This is a genomic window from Pseudoalteromonas luteoviolacea CPMOR-1 (genome assembly GCF_001625685.1).
GTDB classification, from domain to species: domain Bacteria; phylum Pseudomonadota; class Gammaproteobacteria; order Enterobacterales; family Alteromonadaceae; genus Pseudoalteromonas; species Pseudoalteromonas luteoviolacea_K.
Window position 1 is genome coordinate 120164 of the sequence record NZ_AUYC01000030.1, and the last position, 16205, is coordinate 136368.

A 16205-nucleotide genomic window follows, 5' to 3' on the forward strand; every position below is an offset into this window, starting at 1 on the left:
AGGGATAAGGAATGAAAGAGCCTATTAGTTCTTACAAAGATGTTAAGGATGGAATAAAAAGGTATATAAAATCTGCCTTTTCCTCAAATTCCCAATCATTTGAAGAAGAAAGAAGTAAACTACTAGAGCAGGATGGGGTTCTATTTCAAGAGGAGTATCTGGAGCCAATTCCAATGTATAAATCAGGTAAATTGCTTAAAGAACTTAATGAGCAAGATTTACCTCAGATGAATAAAAAAGGAATTTCTGCTTTTAAGAACATTATCAGCTCTGGTTTGTTCAAAGGTGGTTTTCCACTTTATTTGCATCAGCAAAGAATGTTAACAGCTTCATTAAATGGAAAGCATGGAATAGTTGTAACAGGTACAGGTTCGGGTAAAACAGAGTCATTTCTTTTACCTGTTTTAGCAAACATAATTAAAGAAGCAACCAATGAAAAAACTCACTGGAAAAGACCTAAATTAAGGCCAGAAGGTTGGACAGCTAACAATTGCCCTAATTGGAGTGATACTAGATATAATCTAAGAGGAGAATCAAAGACTCCTGCGGTGAGAGCGCTAATTCTCTATCCAATGAATGCTCTAGTTGAAGATCAGATATCTCGATTAAGAAATGCTTTAGACTCTGACGAAGTACTTTCTAGTTTAGATGACTATTTAGTCGAAAATAGGATTCGATTTGGACGTTTTAACGGTTCTACACCTGTTGCCGGGCATCCATTTAACCCTGATGGAAAAAAGAATAACAATAAAATAAAAAAGCTGAACGAAGAAATATCGCAATCAATTTCAGAATATATTTCCATTAGGAAAAAAGTGGAGTCTTGTGAACTTTCGCTAAACAAGGCTAAGGTTTCTGGCAATGAGCAAGAAATCATGTATTTCTCGACCGAATTAGAAAGAATTAAGGAGGAAACGCAATTTATCAGAAGGATGACACCTGACTCCGCTGAGATGTTTCATCGCTGGGAAATGCAAGCTACTCCACCGGATATATTAGTCACCAATACTAGTATGCTATCAATCATGCTAATGAGGGGGACGGCAGAAAATATAACCAGCGACATATCTGATTCAAATATTTTTGAAGCCACTAAGAAATGGTTAGAAGAAGACAAAGAAAACAATGTGTTTCAACTGGTTATTGATGAACTCCACTTACATCGAAGCTCTTCCGGAACAGAGGTAGGCTACCTTATTCGGTTACTATTAGAAAGATTAGGCCTAAAACCCGAAAGTAAGCAACTAAGAATTTTAGCTTCTAGTGCATCCCTTGACCCTTCAGGAGAAGATACATTTAAGTATTTGGGTAACTTTTTTGGATTTACTCCAGAACAGGCAAAAGACCTATTTCATATTGAATCAGGGGAAAACGCCTATAACTTAGAACTACCTACTACTTCATTTGAAGCTAATTTTGAAAAAAGTTGTATAGCTCATGGAAAACTCATTGAATCACAACAAAATGAAAGTGTCTCAAATGAACTTTTAAATTACTTCGCAGAGCATTACGAAAAAATAAGTCGACATATTCTAAGCGCGTTTTATACAGACGGTTACATTCGTGCCCAACCTCTAAATAAAGTTAGAGAAAGATGGTTTACAAATGTAGAAGAATCTGAGCGCACTATAGCTGCACAGGGCTTACTTTATTTGCTAGGTTCTAAGCCAGTTCAAAATTTAAGATTGCAGCTCCCTCAGCTTCGATTTCACTGGATGGTTAAAAATGTAGATGGCTTATGGGCAACTATAGAAGAAAATATTGAGGATAATAGACGTGTAGGTCGTTTGCTTCCAGAGAGAAGATTGTCAATCTCTGGTAAAAGAGTTTTAGAAGTTCTATACTGTGAATGCTGCGGTACTCAACTTTTATGTGGTAATAAAATCACATTGAAAGATAATTTTAGTTGTATAAAAAAAGTTGAACTAACTCCATTGGAATCTGATATTTCAGGATTACCAGAATCAACTCTTGAAACAAGAACTGATGCTAAAACCTATAGAGATGTTGGTGTTGTTTGGCTTTGCTCTGAAGAGGAATTTGCTGAAGATAAAGGAATGAAGTGGAAGCATGGCTCCATTGCTACGAAAGATAATAATGGCATACCAGGAAGACCAGAGTCTGAAGAAAATGCTAGCTGGATTAAAGCTTCAATTAACAAAATAACCGGAGTAGTTAATATTGGAGCAACTTCATTTGACCCAAATTATGATCAACATTGCTACTTATTCTATCTGGATAGAGATGGTGGCTTGGGTGATAGTGACAAAAACAAGTATTCAGCGCTCCCGCAAAAGTGTCCTTCTTGCAGTATAGATTACTCTGAAAGGTACGGAAGACGAACGCCAATTCGTTCATTTGTTACAGGTTTAGCGAGAATGTCTCATCTACTCGCAAAACATGTAATGGAAATTTTGCCAGATGGTGATAGTAAAAAGTTAGTTGCTTTCTCAGATAGTCGAGAGGCAGCCGCAAATATATCGGTTGGGGTTGAGGAAGAGCAATGGAAAGTATTGTTGCGTACTTTCGTAAATAAAGCGTTATTAAAGAACTCTACAAATGGTATTGAGAGCAAAATGAAAGAGGCTCTTAACCTAATTGAAACCAACCAGCTTTCCAAAATAGCTGAACTTACTAGCTCATTAAAAGAAGAGTATGATGAAGCTGACATCACAAGATTCATCAATTTTACTCAAGCCGCTAGTTTTCGATTAATAAATCCCGATGGCCTTACTCAAGAACAAAAAGATGAGATTGAAATAATTAAACAAGCTGACGCTAGCTATGTGAGTGTGGGAAAAATGTTCTCTGTTGGCAGCTTGAGAGAAATGAACAGTCTATGGGCAAAGTTTATTGAAGTCGGGGTTAACCCAGGTGGAGCGGCTGTTGACTCTAAAACTCTATTTAAAGATAACCAGAAATACGATTGGACTTCAATTTTTAAATCTAGAAATGGGCTGTTGATTCCAGAATTAAAGAATCAAGATGTTGCAGCACGAGCCGATAAATTAGGCTGGTCACTTAAGAAAAACGCTTGGAGAACCCTTACTGGTAGAACACTCTATGACCTAGAAGCGCAAGGTATTGGTCATTTGTCATTGCCTAATACTCTGAATGTAACAGCACCTTCAAGTCTTCCCACGCAGGTGTTCCTAGAATTATGCAATAGTGTTTTAAGAATATTAACCGAAGAGAACATATTGACTCCAGATCCTTGGGGCGGTATCAAAGATGAGTGGCAGACTGATAAACCTTCAGGCAAGGGAAATGAAGGGACTGCCAAAAAAAGAGTCTATAAGTACCTTTCAGAGGCATCGGCTCTCTACAAAGTGCATTACGAAGTAGTATTATCTGCTGTAGTAAAAACATTTATTTCTGCAGGTCATAAGCAATCTGATGATTCTTGGTTGCCAGTTAATTTAGACAATTTATGGGTAAGAGTTGTCAAAAGTAATGATAAACCTTGGATATGTAATAACTGCGGGCGGATACACTGGCATGGTTCGGCTAAGATCTGTTCACGCTGTTTCAGCCAATTAGAAGCAACACCGAATGGATTAGAAACTGCTAAAGAAATAGAGCAGAAGCATTATTTTGCATATGAAGCTTTAAATGATAGCTCTACGTTTAAAATTACCTCTCAAGAGTTGACTGGACAAACTCAAAATCAAGCTCAAAGGCAAAGACATTTTAGAGATATCTTTTTTGACGATGAGAAAGTAGAAGATATAACCAAACGGGAAGTTTATCGAAATGTTGACGCCATTAATTTCCTTTCCGTGACAACAACAATGGAAGTTGGAGTAGATATAGGTTCTTTACAAGCCGTTATGCAAGCCAATATGCCTCCAGAAAGGTTTAACTATCAACAAAGAGTTGGTAGAGCTGGGCGTAAAGGCCAAGCATTTTCAATAGCGCTTACTTTTTGTCGAGGGCAAACTCATGACAGGATACATTTTGAACATCCTGAAGAAATGACAGGAGGAATTCCACCACAGCCTACTCTATCAATGGGACCTGAACAAAAATTGTTAGCACAAAGGTTGTTCACTAAAGAACTATTAAGGCAAGCATTTAAAGGTATAGGGGTGAATTGGACACATACTTCCGAAAATCCAGATACGCATGGCGAAATGGGAATGGTTTCCGATGCTTTAAGTAACACAATAGAATTAAAAAAGTGGCTGAATAACAACAGTCAAATAGTTGAATCAATAGCTAAGGCAGTATGCAAAGGTTCTAGTATAAATCCAAATCAATTAATTATTTGGTCTCAAGACCTTATAAAAGTCATAACTGATGCCGTCAATTCAACGGAATACGTATCGAAAACTTTAGCTCATCGACTAGCAGAGTCTGGAGTGCTACCTATGTTTGGGATGCCAACTTCAGTAAGGGATCTTTATTTTGATTTACCTAAATCAGATTCTGCCCCAAAGTCATTAGACCGCCCATCAGATCAAGCTATCGCTGATTTCTCTCCTTACTCGGAACGAACCTGGGATAAAAGAAGTTTGTTGCCACAATATTTAACTGGGCCAATTTACAAGCAATACAATAAGCATTGGCGAACGAGGAGTGATGCAATAGCAGCGGCTTATGTACATATTAAATGTGAATCTTGTCGGCAATTGATTAGCGAACCAGCAGAACCCTCTAAATTGGAGCCTCAAAACTCACACGCTATTTGGGATAAAGATTGGCTACAAGAACCTCAGGAAACCGGTGTAAGATGTCCTAGTTGCGGTTCATTCTCTGCTAGAGCGTACGTTGCAGTATCGCCTAGAGCTTATGCTACAGATATGAATACTTCTAAGCCAGCCTCCGGTGGAGGAGAAAAAAGAGGAGTAAGTGGATATACAACAATTGCTAGCCCTCAATTAAAAAAGGATGTCTTTACGCAAATTTGTAACACTCAAATAACAACCGCAAAGCAAGCCCCTGTATTTAGAATCAACACTAATAGAGACCAATATTTTTCTTTCAGTCGCGAGAGTAATTTGAATACCGTTAAAAGGTACTCGGTTGAATCTGACGTTGAAGGAGGCATTTGGAAGGCCACAGATAAAAACTATCAATATAAGGTCGCGATAACGTCTTCTAAAGTGACGGACATTTTAGCCGTTCGCATGAGTGACAAACGTGGTTTAAATTACTTTGAGCGAAAAGGCGAAGAGCAACTAACTAGAAGAAGAGCGGCTTGGTATTCTGCAGCGACCATAATTCAACGGGCTATAGCATTAGAATTAGATGTAGATTCAATGGATATCGAAATAGCTTCCGTCCACAGTTTCTCATCTAATTCCAATGGAGAGTCAGGGGGAGAGCTTTATATCGCAGATGCGCATCCAAACGGTTCAGGTTTAGTGGAGACAGCCAGCTTGCAATGGAAGAATATTCTAGAAGGCTGTGTACTTGGTGAAGGACCATGCTCTCAAATGGGAAAACTTATTAGAGAAGAGTTACGGCTTGCTAAAAGTGCAACTGATATGGAGTGGAGAACTCCTGACATTCTCTTAAAAGGATTCCGAAACAGGCAACTTCACGGCTTACTAGATTGGGAACTTGGGATAGAGCTCATTGCATCAATGTTGGATTCTGAGTTTATCCCAGGTAAGTCGACAGAAGTATTAGGTAAAGAATTACCAACAAGTGCAGAAGGACATTGGGCTAACAGAGCAAAAAGTCTAGTAAATAATTATATTGAAAACGGCTTTGCAGAAAGCGCTATCCACAGAGAAAATATTAGCGGTTGGATTTCAGATGATGTTTTCAATTTTGTAGTACACCCGCTATGGAGTATACACCCAGGCGAACTTAACTCTATCAAATTAGCATATGACATTGCGACAGAATATGGCGTTAAAGATGTTAGAAGAATCGACTCCTTCAACTTATCGAGAAGAATGGTATGGGTAAGGCAACAAATTGAAGCGAGTGATAAAAAAGAAAATTTATTCCCAGTCGAGTCCGCTAGTTTCAAGGGTGAAAAAGTAAACTCAGTAAGTTTTAGTAAATCTGAGGAAATGAACCAAAGCGATATTGTAAATCTTTCAGATGGAGAAGAATTCGAATACACCTCTAAAAAGTGGATAAAAGTTAATGGTAATAATAAGCAGGCACTTAAGCATAAAGAGGTTTGGTTAAGTGTAACCAAAAATGGTTTATTTACGGAGTGTAGTGTTTATCAACAAAAAGGAATGACCAAGCCTAAGTTCAGAGTTATTGGTCGTGCCAAGATGCTGGTTATGGATGATATTGAGATTTTAGTAGCTAAGTTAAAAGGATAGAATATGGCAAGAGTAATAGGGACCATTCCTTCAGATAGGTCTGAAAATGAAGTATTGAAAGAACTCAAAAATCAATGCCCAAAAGACTGGACAATAATTTCAAATATTTGTTGGAGTGTAAAAGACAAAAAAGGATACGTTAGAGATGGTGAAGCGGATTTTGCTGTTTTAATTCCTGAATCTGGGCTAGTAGTCATAGAAGTCAAAGGTTCACGGAGATTTAAAGTAAAAGAAAATGGAATTTGGGCTAGATTTGAAAGAGGAAAGTGGATTGACATAAATAAGAAAAGCCCCCCGGAACAAGCAACCAAGAACATGCACGAGCTTGTAGGGTTAATCAATGAAAAGAATAACTGGACTACTTTTAAAGGAAGGTATTCTTATGTGGTCGTTTACCCTCAAGGAGAAATAAGTGACTACCCTCAAATGTTTGATAAGTCTACCGTCGTTACTAAAAAAAACATGGGACACTTACCTTCAGTATTGAAAGTGTCACTTGAGGAAAGAGATCATGGTAATAAAGGAAAAGGCTTTTCACCTTTAGTCATCGAGACAATTATTGATTTACTCAAAGATCGTAAGTTTTATGTGGCTTCCGCAGATACGAATATTGAAGTTGAGGATGATCTTAGCAAAATAGAAATGCTAACGAGGCAACAACACGCTAGTTTAAGAGGTTTATTTCAACTGCCTAGCGTAGCTGTTTTGGGACCTGCTGGTTCAGGAAAAACATTGATGGCAATGTGGCGAATGATGTCATTAGTTGAACATGGCAGTGAAGCAATCTATGTTTGCTACAATAAAAATTTAGCTAATGCCCTTCAGCTAAAGTACCCGGATTATAGAGAATATATTTGGAGTGTTGATAAACTATTTACTTCTTTTTTAGAACAACCTATAAATCAGTACAAGGACGTTGAGTTTTATAGGGAGTCACTCCCCCTCTTGGTAATGGATCAAGCTGATTCAATACGAAAATATGATGCTATCATAGTAGATGAAGGGCAGGATTTTTCAGAAAATCAAATTATTGGTTTACTTGAGCTTTTAGCCGAAGATAATACTTGGGCTTTTTTCGCAGATTGGAATCAGGACCTCTATAACGTATCCTCCGGGGCTCCTATTGGTGCAGAAGTTATTTTCCATCTTTATCATAATTGTCGGAATACTGTGTTAATAAATGACGCTTCAAATAAAGTTCTTAATTCCAATGTGGAGTCTATGCCCGGAATGCCTGAAGGGGTTTCTCCAGAAATTTGCTATGCAAAAGTTCAATCGAAATTAGTTTGGGAATTGGCTAAAGACTGGAAAGGTAAAGGGAGCGTTGCAATATTAAGCCCTTTTAAACTTGAAAACTCATCATTAAGTAAACAGAAAAGTGGGCATGGATTAGTGTTATCTGAAGATATAGCTGATTTAAACGCTGATAAGGCAATATACTTTTCAACCATTAAGTCATTTAAAGGCATTGAAGCTTCTTCAGTAATAGTTATAGATACTAAAATTCCAAATGAACACAAAGCATTTAGCCAAGAAAATTTATATGTCGCTTGTACAAGGGCTACCGCACGCTTAGCTTTGATAAGCTCTGAAAGGGAAGTTGTTACATACTTATCTAAGGTACTGAAGTCATGAAATATAATAGCCAACTATCTTTGATATGAGCCTGGACAGGTAACAAATTTTTCAATAGAATTATGCCTAACATAAAGTCGAAGTAAGAGTGCGTAAATTGAATCATATTGAGTTGTTTGCAGGTTGTGGCGGAATGTCATTAGGCCTGAAAAAGTCAGGTTTTGACTTGTTGTTAGCAAATGAGCTCTCCCCTATGGCTGCTGAGTCTTTTGCATATAACTTTTTCAATGAGAATTTAGAAGAATTAGCAAGTAAAAACCTCCAAGCACGAAATACGTATTGGTTAAATAGTAACTTTTCTGATTTAAACTCTAGGCTACGAGAAAACCCGTTCACATTTCCAAAGTTTGACGGTGAAGGCTATAGTGAAGTCCCTAAAGCTTATTCCAAGCTACAAGGCAAGCTTTTAGTAGGAAGTATTGTCGAGCTAAATAGATTACTTGAAGCAGATAGTAATTTAGTGTCTGAATTGTCTGATGCTTTTAATACAGATGGTGGGTTGGATTTAGTCTCTGGAGGGCCTCCTTGTCAAAGTTTTAGTATGGCGGGATTACGGAAAAAAGATTGCGATAAAAATACTTTACCTTGGGAGTTTGCAAAGTTCGTGAATCTCGTTAGGCCTAAAATTGCTGTATTAGAGAACGTTACAGGTATTCTTAGGCCATTTAAAGATGAATCAGGTAAGAGTTTCCACGCTTGGTATGAAGTCGCTAAGGTATTTGCATCTATTGGTTATATCCCTTTGTGTTTACACGTCAACGCAAGACTTATTGGTATTCCTCAAAATCGACCTCGCTTTATTATGATTGCGGTCAGAATTGATCATTATCGTTCTATTTCAGATACCTTTGAATCAAACGAAGCAAATAAATTACTGTTCGAACCGTCATTGAAATTCTATGAGCTAGTTCAAGAGTATGCAGAAGAGCTTCCTTTTGGGCACTTAGAGTACTTTGATGCAACTAGAGTTAAACATGAAGAAATCTTTAAGAATTCTTTCCTACATTATTTAGTTGAAGGTAAAGAAGTATCAGTTAAAGATGCACTAGGTGATTTAAAAAAGAACTTTCCTGATAAGCCGTCTCAATTCATAGACGAATTAAATTCTATGTTTGAGTCATTGCCTCATAGAAATAAATTATCTAATCATGATTTTAGAAATAATGGTGCTGTAGTTCAACGACGATTTAGAATCTATCAAGTGCTACAAGAGTTAGATAATAAAAAAGTTACTAAAACGATATTTTCTGTGCTGAAGGGACTTGAAAATGACATTAGCTCAGATGTGTGGAGACTATGCAAAGGCTTTAAATTTTTGCAAGAAAATGGAAAACTTGAAAAGTTTTCTTCTCAAGGCGAGTTTGTTAAATACCTTCACTCTCACCCTACTAAGAAGCAAACCCAGAAGGCTTTAATAGCAAACTCTCCAGCACCGGCTGCTCTCTCAATTCCTGATGATGCTTGTCATTATGACGAAAATGAGCTTCGCGTACTTACAGTCAGAGAAATAGCTAGAATTCAGTCGTTTCCAGATAATTTTGTGTTTCGTTCCAAGGTAACTACTGGCGGTCAAATGAGAAAATATGAAGTGCCTCAATATACTCAAGTTGGTAATGCTGTTCCTCCATTATTAGGATTTAAACTAGGCCAATGTTTGGCCAAGCTTTTGCCAGAAAAAAAGTATTAGACTGAGAATTGTATGTAATTCCCCCCCTAACTTGAATCAATTTATGGGGGAATTACAAGCTGACAGTTTATACTAAATTCATTTTCGTTGAGAGTGGCGTTTTATTTTAAACTTTTCCAGCCATGGGAGTGCTGAACACCTGATGACGAGTCTTTTATAAGCTCACAATAAAACTGATTGTCTCGTTTTCCTATGATTATAGTATCACCTTTCTTTGCTGAGTCCATAACTGGTGTTGATTGAAAGTATAGCCTGTATTCAGGTGAACGACGTTCATTATTTTCTCGTGCATCATACCAAGTTAAAATAGCTGAATGTTCCTCATCTTCACCTCTAATAGAAAATATAGCATTTACTTTTACTTTTTTTTCTCCAAACATTATTTTTAATGCTGCGACTCCTTGAAATTCATGCTGGTTCGAACTTTTTCTTTCAGCTTCAACTGATGTTAATGTCTTTACACAGCCAACATCAAATGGGATAGGTTTTGTAGCCATAGTTTTTCCTTACTTTCAATTTAACAGTTCTTACTTGATGCTACTGTACCAAGTCATATTATGATTATGAGGATGAAATTCTTCAATTCAACTCCAGCGAACATTTTTGTGCATTTAAAAAGAGAAACAATTAATGCTTTATTTTAATTGTCTGAAAAAAGTTATTCTGAAAGGCCTTATACCCATTCGAATTCTCGCTGAAGAACATAATTATGAAGTCTTGACGTAAAGTGTTTAAAAGAACTTGTAAGTCAAAACCGAAAGTGCAAAGGTATATTTGCTTTCCTCAGTTTAAAACACAATATGTTGAGTGTATTCTCTCAAAAAGATTTTAGAAACAAGCCTGTGCTTCGCTTGTTTCAAGCTGACGTTCACCAATATAAAACTGTTCGCGGTTTAAGTTTTGCTCTACCACTTGGGTAATAAGCTGCTCATAAATGCCAAGTTGCTGCACGGCCAAATCCTGTTGTTTTTATTCTAACTAATTGATAGCGCTATTATCTTATCGTTTTTTGATGTGTTGGGCCAGGAAGTCCACAAACAGACGTTTTGTATTTTTATGAAAAATAATGGTTATCAGTGGATATGTCTACAGAGTGTGGTATTTCGTATTAATAGGTAAACGAGTAACGTTAAGTATCAGTTTTATCTAAATTTTAAAGGGACTTCAATTGATACACTCAATGGCCCGAAAAACTATCTTAGCTTTTTCACAAAATACACCTCACCAACCTGATTATAACTACATTGAAGGGTTTTTGGTCGGACTTGCAACCCTAGGCACTGAGGTTCGGGTTGATAAGTGGTTAGTTAATATATTTGGGGACTACCAATCGATCGACAGGTACCAACTGCAAGCCTTAATGGAGCTGTGTGAGCAAAGTCAGGTTACTGTAGCTGAAGCGACTTACAAGTTGCCAAAACAGTGTGTGCTGTCAAAAAATGATATGGCAACGTCTTTAGATGAAGGTGCGCCTTTACCTAAGTTTTGCACTGGCTTTATAGCTGGCCTGAGCACAGTATTAAATGATTCAAATTTACCTGCCGCGCACAAAGAGGCGATCGCTAACACACAAGCTTTATTTGCTGGGTTTACTAGTCTTGACAGGGCAAAGTTGACGTTTTCTTACTCTGAATCGGTTAGATCTTTTGAGCAAGAAGCTTTGCAAGTAAAAAGGAGACTGGCTTCGACCATACATGATCTTTCCGATATGTTAAGAATGTCGCCGTTTGATTTTGATGCTTTTGCAGATCCAGAATTTGAGGGCTTTGAGTACAGTGAGTTTAGTGACGAAGAGCTAGATGCTAAAGATGATGCAGCGAGGTTATTGCTTCAACTAGATGATCCTAACTCTATAGATTTAATTGATGAATTTCTTAAAGTAGAGGAGCAAACTTTTATAACTCCAACATTCAAACAACAAAATGAAGGACACTTCTGGCTTATGCATGAGACTCGGCCTTATATGGCTGTGCGTTTTCACAAAGCAAGGTTGCTGTTTGAAAGTAATCAATTCCAAAAAGCATGCACTGAGTTAGAAGAATTATTAAAGCTTAACCCGAATGATAATCAAGCCTGCCGTTATTTGTACGCAAATTGCTTAGTTATGCTAAAGCAATGGGATAAGTTAAAGGTGTTGTTGAGCGAATATGAGGAAGACGGGATTTTCATGAAGTCAGCCGAAGCGTTGATGCTATATGCTTTAGAAGGAGAGTCTGCTGAGCTAAATGCCATTAAACAAGGCTTGATTAAAGCAAACAAACATTTTGTCAAAATTTTAACAGGACAAGAAAAAGTCAAACTTCCCGATGTTTTAGGTTACACACTTGGCTCTAAAGAAGAAGTCATCACTTATATCGAAATGGGCGGTAAGAGAGCATGGCTAAGTGTTGAGGGGAGCTTATTTTGGTTACGAAATAAAAAGAAGTAAGCCTTAGTTGTCGATTTTAGGGTTTTAGCTAATTGCGTTTTGCCACTCTCGTTATTGCGGGCTTGTTTCGTAATCCATGTTTGAGCGGTTATGGACCCTGAAGCGAGTTCAGGGTGACGGGATTGGGGATAGTGTTGTTGGTTATAACATGTTGCACTTTCTCACCCTCGTCATTGCGGGCTCGCCCCGCAATCCATGTTTAGAGGGTTATGGGCCCTGAAGCGAGTTCAGGGTGACGGGGTTTGGTACAGAGTGACGGGTTTTGGTTGTGGTGTAGTTGGTGTAAACAGGTTGCACTTTTTTACCCTCGTCGTTGCGGGCTCGCCCCGCAATCCATTTTTGAGGGTTTATGGGCCCTGAAGCGAGTTCAGGGTGACGGGGTTTGGTTGTGGTGTAGTTGGTTTAAACAGGTTGCACTTTTTTACCCTCGTCGTTGCGGGCTTGCCCCGCAATCCATGTTTGAGGGGATTATGGGCCCTGAAGCGAGTTCAGGGTGACGGGTTTGGGGATAGTGTTGTTGGTTATAACATGTTGCACTTTCTTATCCTCGTCGTTGCGGGCTTGCCCCGCAATCCATGTTTGAGGGGATTATGGACCCTGAAGCGAGTTCAGGGTGACGGGATTGGGGATAGTGTTGTTGGTTATAACATGTTGCACTTTCTCACCCTCGTCGTTGCGGACTCGCCCCGCAATCCATTTTTGAGGGTTTATGGGCCCTGAAGCGAGTTCAGGGTGACGGGGTTGGGGATAGTGTTGTGGGTTTTAGTGAGTAGCTGCTTTCTTGGCTGTACTTAGAGAGTTTAAAGAATCAGCGTTTTACTCACCCTCGTCATTGCGGGCTTGCCCCGCAATTTATGTTTGATTACTTATCATATGCGCAGGCTTAGATTTAAGGCTATAGTTATAAAAACATCGAAAATCTATATTTTTAACAACATAACATATGTTTAGGTAGGCGCTAACGAAAATATCGTGCGAGCATGCTATGAATTTAATCCTGCGTTTTGGTCTCTCTATTTTTATTGTGATAACTGCTTTTATTGTCTCAGCAACCGTGGCTGGTATCTTCGCGGAAGTGGTCGGTATTTGGAAAAAGCCAATAATTGGGTCAGTGGCGGCGGCTTGTGTTGTGCTGAGCGGTTATGCATCGGCGCCCAAGTTTAAATTGGCCTGTGCCGCGCTATGGTTACTTGTTGGTGCTATTGCAGCATGGGTGTTGTCTAATGCATTTATGTATGCTGAGGATGTGGGGGCTAGAACTCCGCTAATAATCACGTATACCAGTGGGGTGTTTAGCTTGGTTGTATGTCTAGTTTGGCATAAACGAAAATTACAGCGAGTATCAACGAAATGAGCATTTTCAGTGGATTAAGTGGTGTCGCTATGAGCTTGTTATCACAAGCATTTGAAGCATAGTAAGATAATTGTTTAACCCCGAAGATGCTTTGGAGTATGTAGCCTCGCTGGTTTGACTTAATATATTACATTTATTGCTAGCAAAGGCATTGATAATGTGGCTTGAGCCATTGAGTGTTAATTAAAAACCAGAAGCCTTTAGTTTATAGAAACTTAAAAGCTTCTGATGCACAGTGTTATGGACTGACAGTCTAAAGCAAACTCAAGATGTGCTTGGCGCGATCTCTTTTCAAGCAGCTTTTTACTGGTTGCTTGCCAAATTCATCAGATGCGACTTCTATTTGCTTACTTTCATGCAGGTTCCCTTCGTCGTAGACCTTTATACGACAGGTGGTTTTATTTTGCTCTTGAGAATAAAGTAACTCCACTTTTTCAGCTTTCATAATTAAGTTTTTATAGGGGTAACCTGCGTCAGTAAATATCTTTTCTGTATTTAACTGAGTGGCTGCCGACGTAAATGTCACCAGCGGAAATGCTATGATAATTGCGTATTTCACGATAAAGACTCCCTTTGTCTCTGATATTCTCGTTAAGTATCGAGCGCATTCATAAAACTGACAAACGAGAATTTATGAACCATAGTTAAGTTTTTCTTAAGTATAAAGTGATGAAAACACCACCATTAAAAGGGCTCTGGTACTTTAAAACAGCAGCGCAGTTAGGCAGTTTTAAACAAGCCGCTGAAGCGCTGTTTGTCACTCAGGCTGCGGTGAGCCAGCAAATCCGAATTTTAGAGCAGCAGTTAGGGTGTACACTGTTCGAGCGTCAAACCAGAAAAGTGTCATTAACGCAGCAGGGACAAGCATTGCTACCTTATCTTCATACCGCGTTTGGCCAAATTGAAACCGGCTTATCTGCTCTAAAGTCAGATCCTAACCCCAGTACAATTAACTTATCGGTATTACCTTCGTTTGCAACCTGTTGGTTATTACCAAGATTGACAAGTTTTAATAATGCACTGCCTAATTATCAACTTCGTATCGATCCGACGGAGCAACTTGCTGATTTTAATCGGGAAGATATAGATATAGGGATTCGATTTGGTTTAGGTGACTACCCTGGACTAAAAAGTGAATTAATAGCCCAAGATGAATTGGTCATTGCGTATCGGCCTGGTGTAATCAATCCGCGTAAGCCTTTACGACCGCAATTGGCTCAACTTAACTTCATTTATGATGAAGGGCGTGATAATGAAGTTGCATGGCAAAATTTAAGTACCCAGCTTGGCCTTCAGGGTCACACTTTAAGTAACCTTAAAATTGACAATGCTGCGCTCGTGCAGCAGGCGACCGTTGCGGGGCAGGGGTTTTCTTTATTGCGTAAGCGCATGGTTGCGCAGTCTGTTGAACTGGGCCAGTTGGAAATACACCCTGAGTTTGCTTGGTTGTGTGAATATGGCTACCACTTAGTTGCGCCTGAAAGCCATTTTGCTTGGCCAAAAGTTCAATCTTTTAGAGAGTGGATTGTTTCTGAGTTGAACGGTATGGCACTCAATAAAAGCGAGGTGTAAACAAATAGCACTATCGTACCTACGTCGTTGCGGGCTTGCCCCGCAATCTAGGTTTGAGAGGGTTATGGGCCCTGAAGCGAGTTCAGGGTGACGGGGTTGGGGGTTAGTGTTGTTGTTTTAATAAATTGCTACATGCTTAGATAGGTTATAGAAGCAGCGCTTTACTTAACCTCGTCGTTGCGGGCTTGCCCCGCAATCCATGTTTGAGGGGGTTATGGACCCTGAAGCGAGTTCAGGGTGACGGGATTGGAGCTAGTGTTTTTATTTTAATAAATTGCTGCATGCTTAGATAGGTTATAGAAGCAGCGCTTACATACCTTCGTCGTTGCGGGCTCGCCCCGCAATCTGTGTTTGAGGGAGTTATGGGCCCTGAAGCGAGTTCAGGGTGACGGGGTTGGGGGTTAGTGTTGTTGTTTTAATAAATTGCTACATGCTTAGATAGGTTATAGAAGCAGCGCTTTACTTAACCTCGTCGTTGCGGGCTTGCCCCGCAATCCATGTTTGAGGGGGTTATGGACCCTGAAGCGAGTTCAGGGTGATGTGGTTAGGCTCAGGGTGACGTGATTGGGCTTGCTGTTGTGGTTTTAAACAAATAGCACTTTTTTACCCTCGTCGTTGCGGGCTCGCCCCGCAATCTATGTTTGAGAAGGTTATGGGCTCTGAATCGAGTTCAGGGTGACGAGGTTGGGTTTGGTGTTGTTGGTTTTAGTGAGTAGAAAGGCAAATCCAGCCGGTTATATTTTGTGATACAGGTCTTGCCACTTAGGGTTAAACGATTCTATTAATTGGATTTTCCATGCCCTTTTCCAGTTTTTGAGTTGCTTTTCGCGTGCGATAGCTATTGTGATTGAATCGTAGCATTCAAAATAAACCAAATGATGCACATTGTATTGGCTCGTAAAGCCTTTAGTTAAACGATTTTTATGCTGATATACCCGCGTTTTTAAATCTTTTGTCACGCCAATATAAATGGTTCCATATGGTTTCGACGCAAGTATGTATACACTTGGTTGCATATTTCGCTCCTTGAAAATAATGAGCATACTTGTTTGTGTGTATAAATTTCTTTCTATTTGAATGAAAAATGGGCGTATAAATAAGTTCAAAGGGGCGGGGGGATGTATTGTTGTCGGTTTTGATCTTGTGTGGTTCGTTTAAGTTTATTACTGCTTAATTAGTTTACTTAGAGAGTTTAGAGAAGCAGTGCTTTACTTACCCTCGTCATTGCGGGCTCGCCCC

10 protein-coding genes are annotated in these 16205 nt (G+C 39.1%); 6 read left to right on the forward strand and 4 right to left on the reverse strand.

Going from position 1 to position 16205, the window contains the following annotated elements:
• The first annotated feature begins 11 nt into the window (after positions 1–11).
• From N473_RS12970 to N473_RS12980, 3 genes are all read left to right on the forward strand, one after another.
• Positions 12–6290, forward strand: a complete 6279-nt coding sequence (locus N473_RS12970; protein WP_063368277.1) for a DEAD/DEAH box helicase — start codon at positions 12–14, stop codon at positions 6288–6290.
• 3 nt (positions 6291–6293) lie between these two features.
• The gene (locus N473_RS12975; RefSeq protein ID WP_063368278.1) at positions 6294–7925 is read left to right on the forward strand and encodes a nuclease-related domain-containing DEAD/DEAH box helicase; all 1632 of its coding nucleotides are present in this window, start codon (positions 6294–6296) and stop codon (positions 7923–7925) included.
• Positions 7926–8022: 97 nt separating this feature from the next.
• The gene (locus N473_RS12980; RefSeq protein WP_063368279.1) at positions 8023–9612 is read left to right on the forward strand and encodes a DNA cytosine methyltransferase; all 1590 of its coding nucleotides are present in this window, start codon (positions 8023–8025) and stop codon (positions 9610–9612) included.
• Positions 9613–9713: 101 nt separating this feature from the next.
• Here the strand turns inward: N473_RS12980 and N473_RS12985 are convergent, their stop codons facing one another.
• Both N473_RS12985 and N473_RS26900 read right to left on the reverse strand, forming a co-directional pair.
• Complete coding sequence (locus N473_RS12985) at positions 9714–10109, reverse strand: hypothetical protein (RefSeq protein ID WP_063368280.1); 396 nt, start codon at positions 10107–10109, stop codon at positions 9714–9716.
• Positions 10110–10440: 331 nt separating this feature from the next.
• The gene (locus N473_RS26900) at positions 10441–10563 is read right to left on the reverse strand and encodes a hypothetical protein (protein WP_269202343.1); all 123 of its coding nucleotides are present in this window, start codon (positions 10561–10563) and stop codon (positions 10441–10443) included.
• Between the two features lie 229 nt (positions 10564–10792).
• On the opposite strand from N473_RS26900, the gene N473_RS12990 reads away from it, so the two are divergent.
• The gene (locus tag N473_RS12990) at positions 10793–12040 is read left to right on the forward strand and encodes a UPF0149 family protein (RefSeq protein WP_063368281.1); all 1248 of its coding nucleotides are present in this window, start codon (positions 10793–10795) and stop codon (positions 12038–12040) included.
• Between the two features lie 985 nt (positions 12041–13025).
• Positions 13026–13394 carry a hypothetical protein gene (locus tag N473_RS13000; RefSeq protein WP_063368283.1) on the forward strand — a complete coding sequence of 123 codons (369 nt, stop codon included), beginning with the start codon at positions 13026–13028 and terminating at the stop codon, positions 13392–13394.
• A gap of 253 nt (positions 13395–13647) precedes the next feature.
• Here the strand turns inward: N473_RS13000 and N473_RS13005 are convergent, their stop codons facing one another.
• The gene (locus N473_RS13005; protein WP_063368284.1) at positions 13648–13953 is read right to left on the reverse strand and encodes a hypothetical protein; all 306 of its coding nucleotides are present in this window, start codon (positions 13951–13953) and stop codon (positions 13648–13650) included.
• A gap of 110 nt (positions 13954–14063) precedes the next feature.
• Here N473_RS13005 and N473_RS13010 point away from each other — a divergent pair, with 110 nt between their 5' ends.
• A complete protein-coding gene (locus N473_RS13010; protein ID WP_063368285.1) occupies positions 14064–14966 on the forward strand; it encodes a LysR substrate-binding domain-containing protein in 903 nt (300 codons plus the stop codon).
• 734 nt (positions 14967–15700) lie between these two features.
• Here N473_RS13010 and N473_RS13015 read toward each other — a convergent pair.
• Positions 15701–15982, reverse strand: coding sequence for a GIY-YIG nuclease family protein (locus N473_RS13015; protein WP_063368286.1), 282 nt, complete (start codon positions 15980–15982; stop codon positions 15701–15703).
• Positions 15983–16205 lie beyond the last annotated feature (223 nt).

Excerpts from the sequence above, each read along its gene's own strand:
- N473_RS13010 (WP_063368285.1), top strand. The coding sequence starts at position 14,064 with ATGAAAACACCACCATTAAAAGGGCTCTGGTACTTTAAAACAGCAGCG.
- N473_RS12975 (WP_063368278.1), top strand. The coding sequence starts at position 6,294 with ATGGCAAGAGTAATAGGGACCATTCCTTCAGATAGGTCTGAAAATGAA.
- N473_RS12990 (WP_063368281.1), top strand. The coding sequence starts at position 10,793 with ATGGCCCGAAAAACTATCTTAGCTTTTTCACAAAATACACCTCACCAA.
- N473_RS12985 (WP_063368280.1), bottom strand. The coding sequence starts at position 10,109 with ATGGCTACAAAACCTATCCCATTTGATGTTGGCTGTGTAAAGACATTA.
- N473_RS13000 (WP_063368283.1), top strand. The coding sequence starts at position 13,026 with ATGAATTTAATCCTGCGTTTTGGTCTCTCTATTTTTATTGTGATAACT.
- N473_RS12970 (WP_063368277.1), top strand. The coding sequence starts at position 12 with ATGAAAGAGCCTATTAGTTCTTACAAAGATGTTAAGGATGGAATAAAA.
- N473_RS13015 (WP_063368286.1), bottom strand. The coding sequence starts at position 15,982 with ATGCAACCAAGTGTATACATACTTGCGTCGAAACCATATGGAACCATT.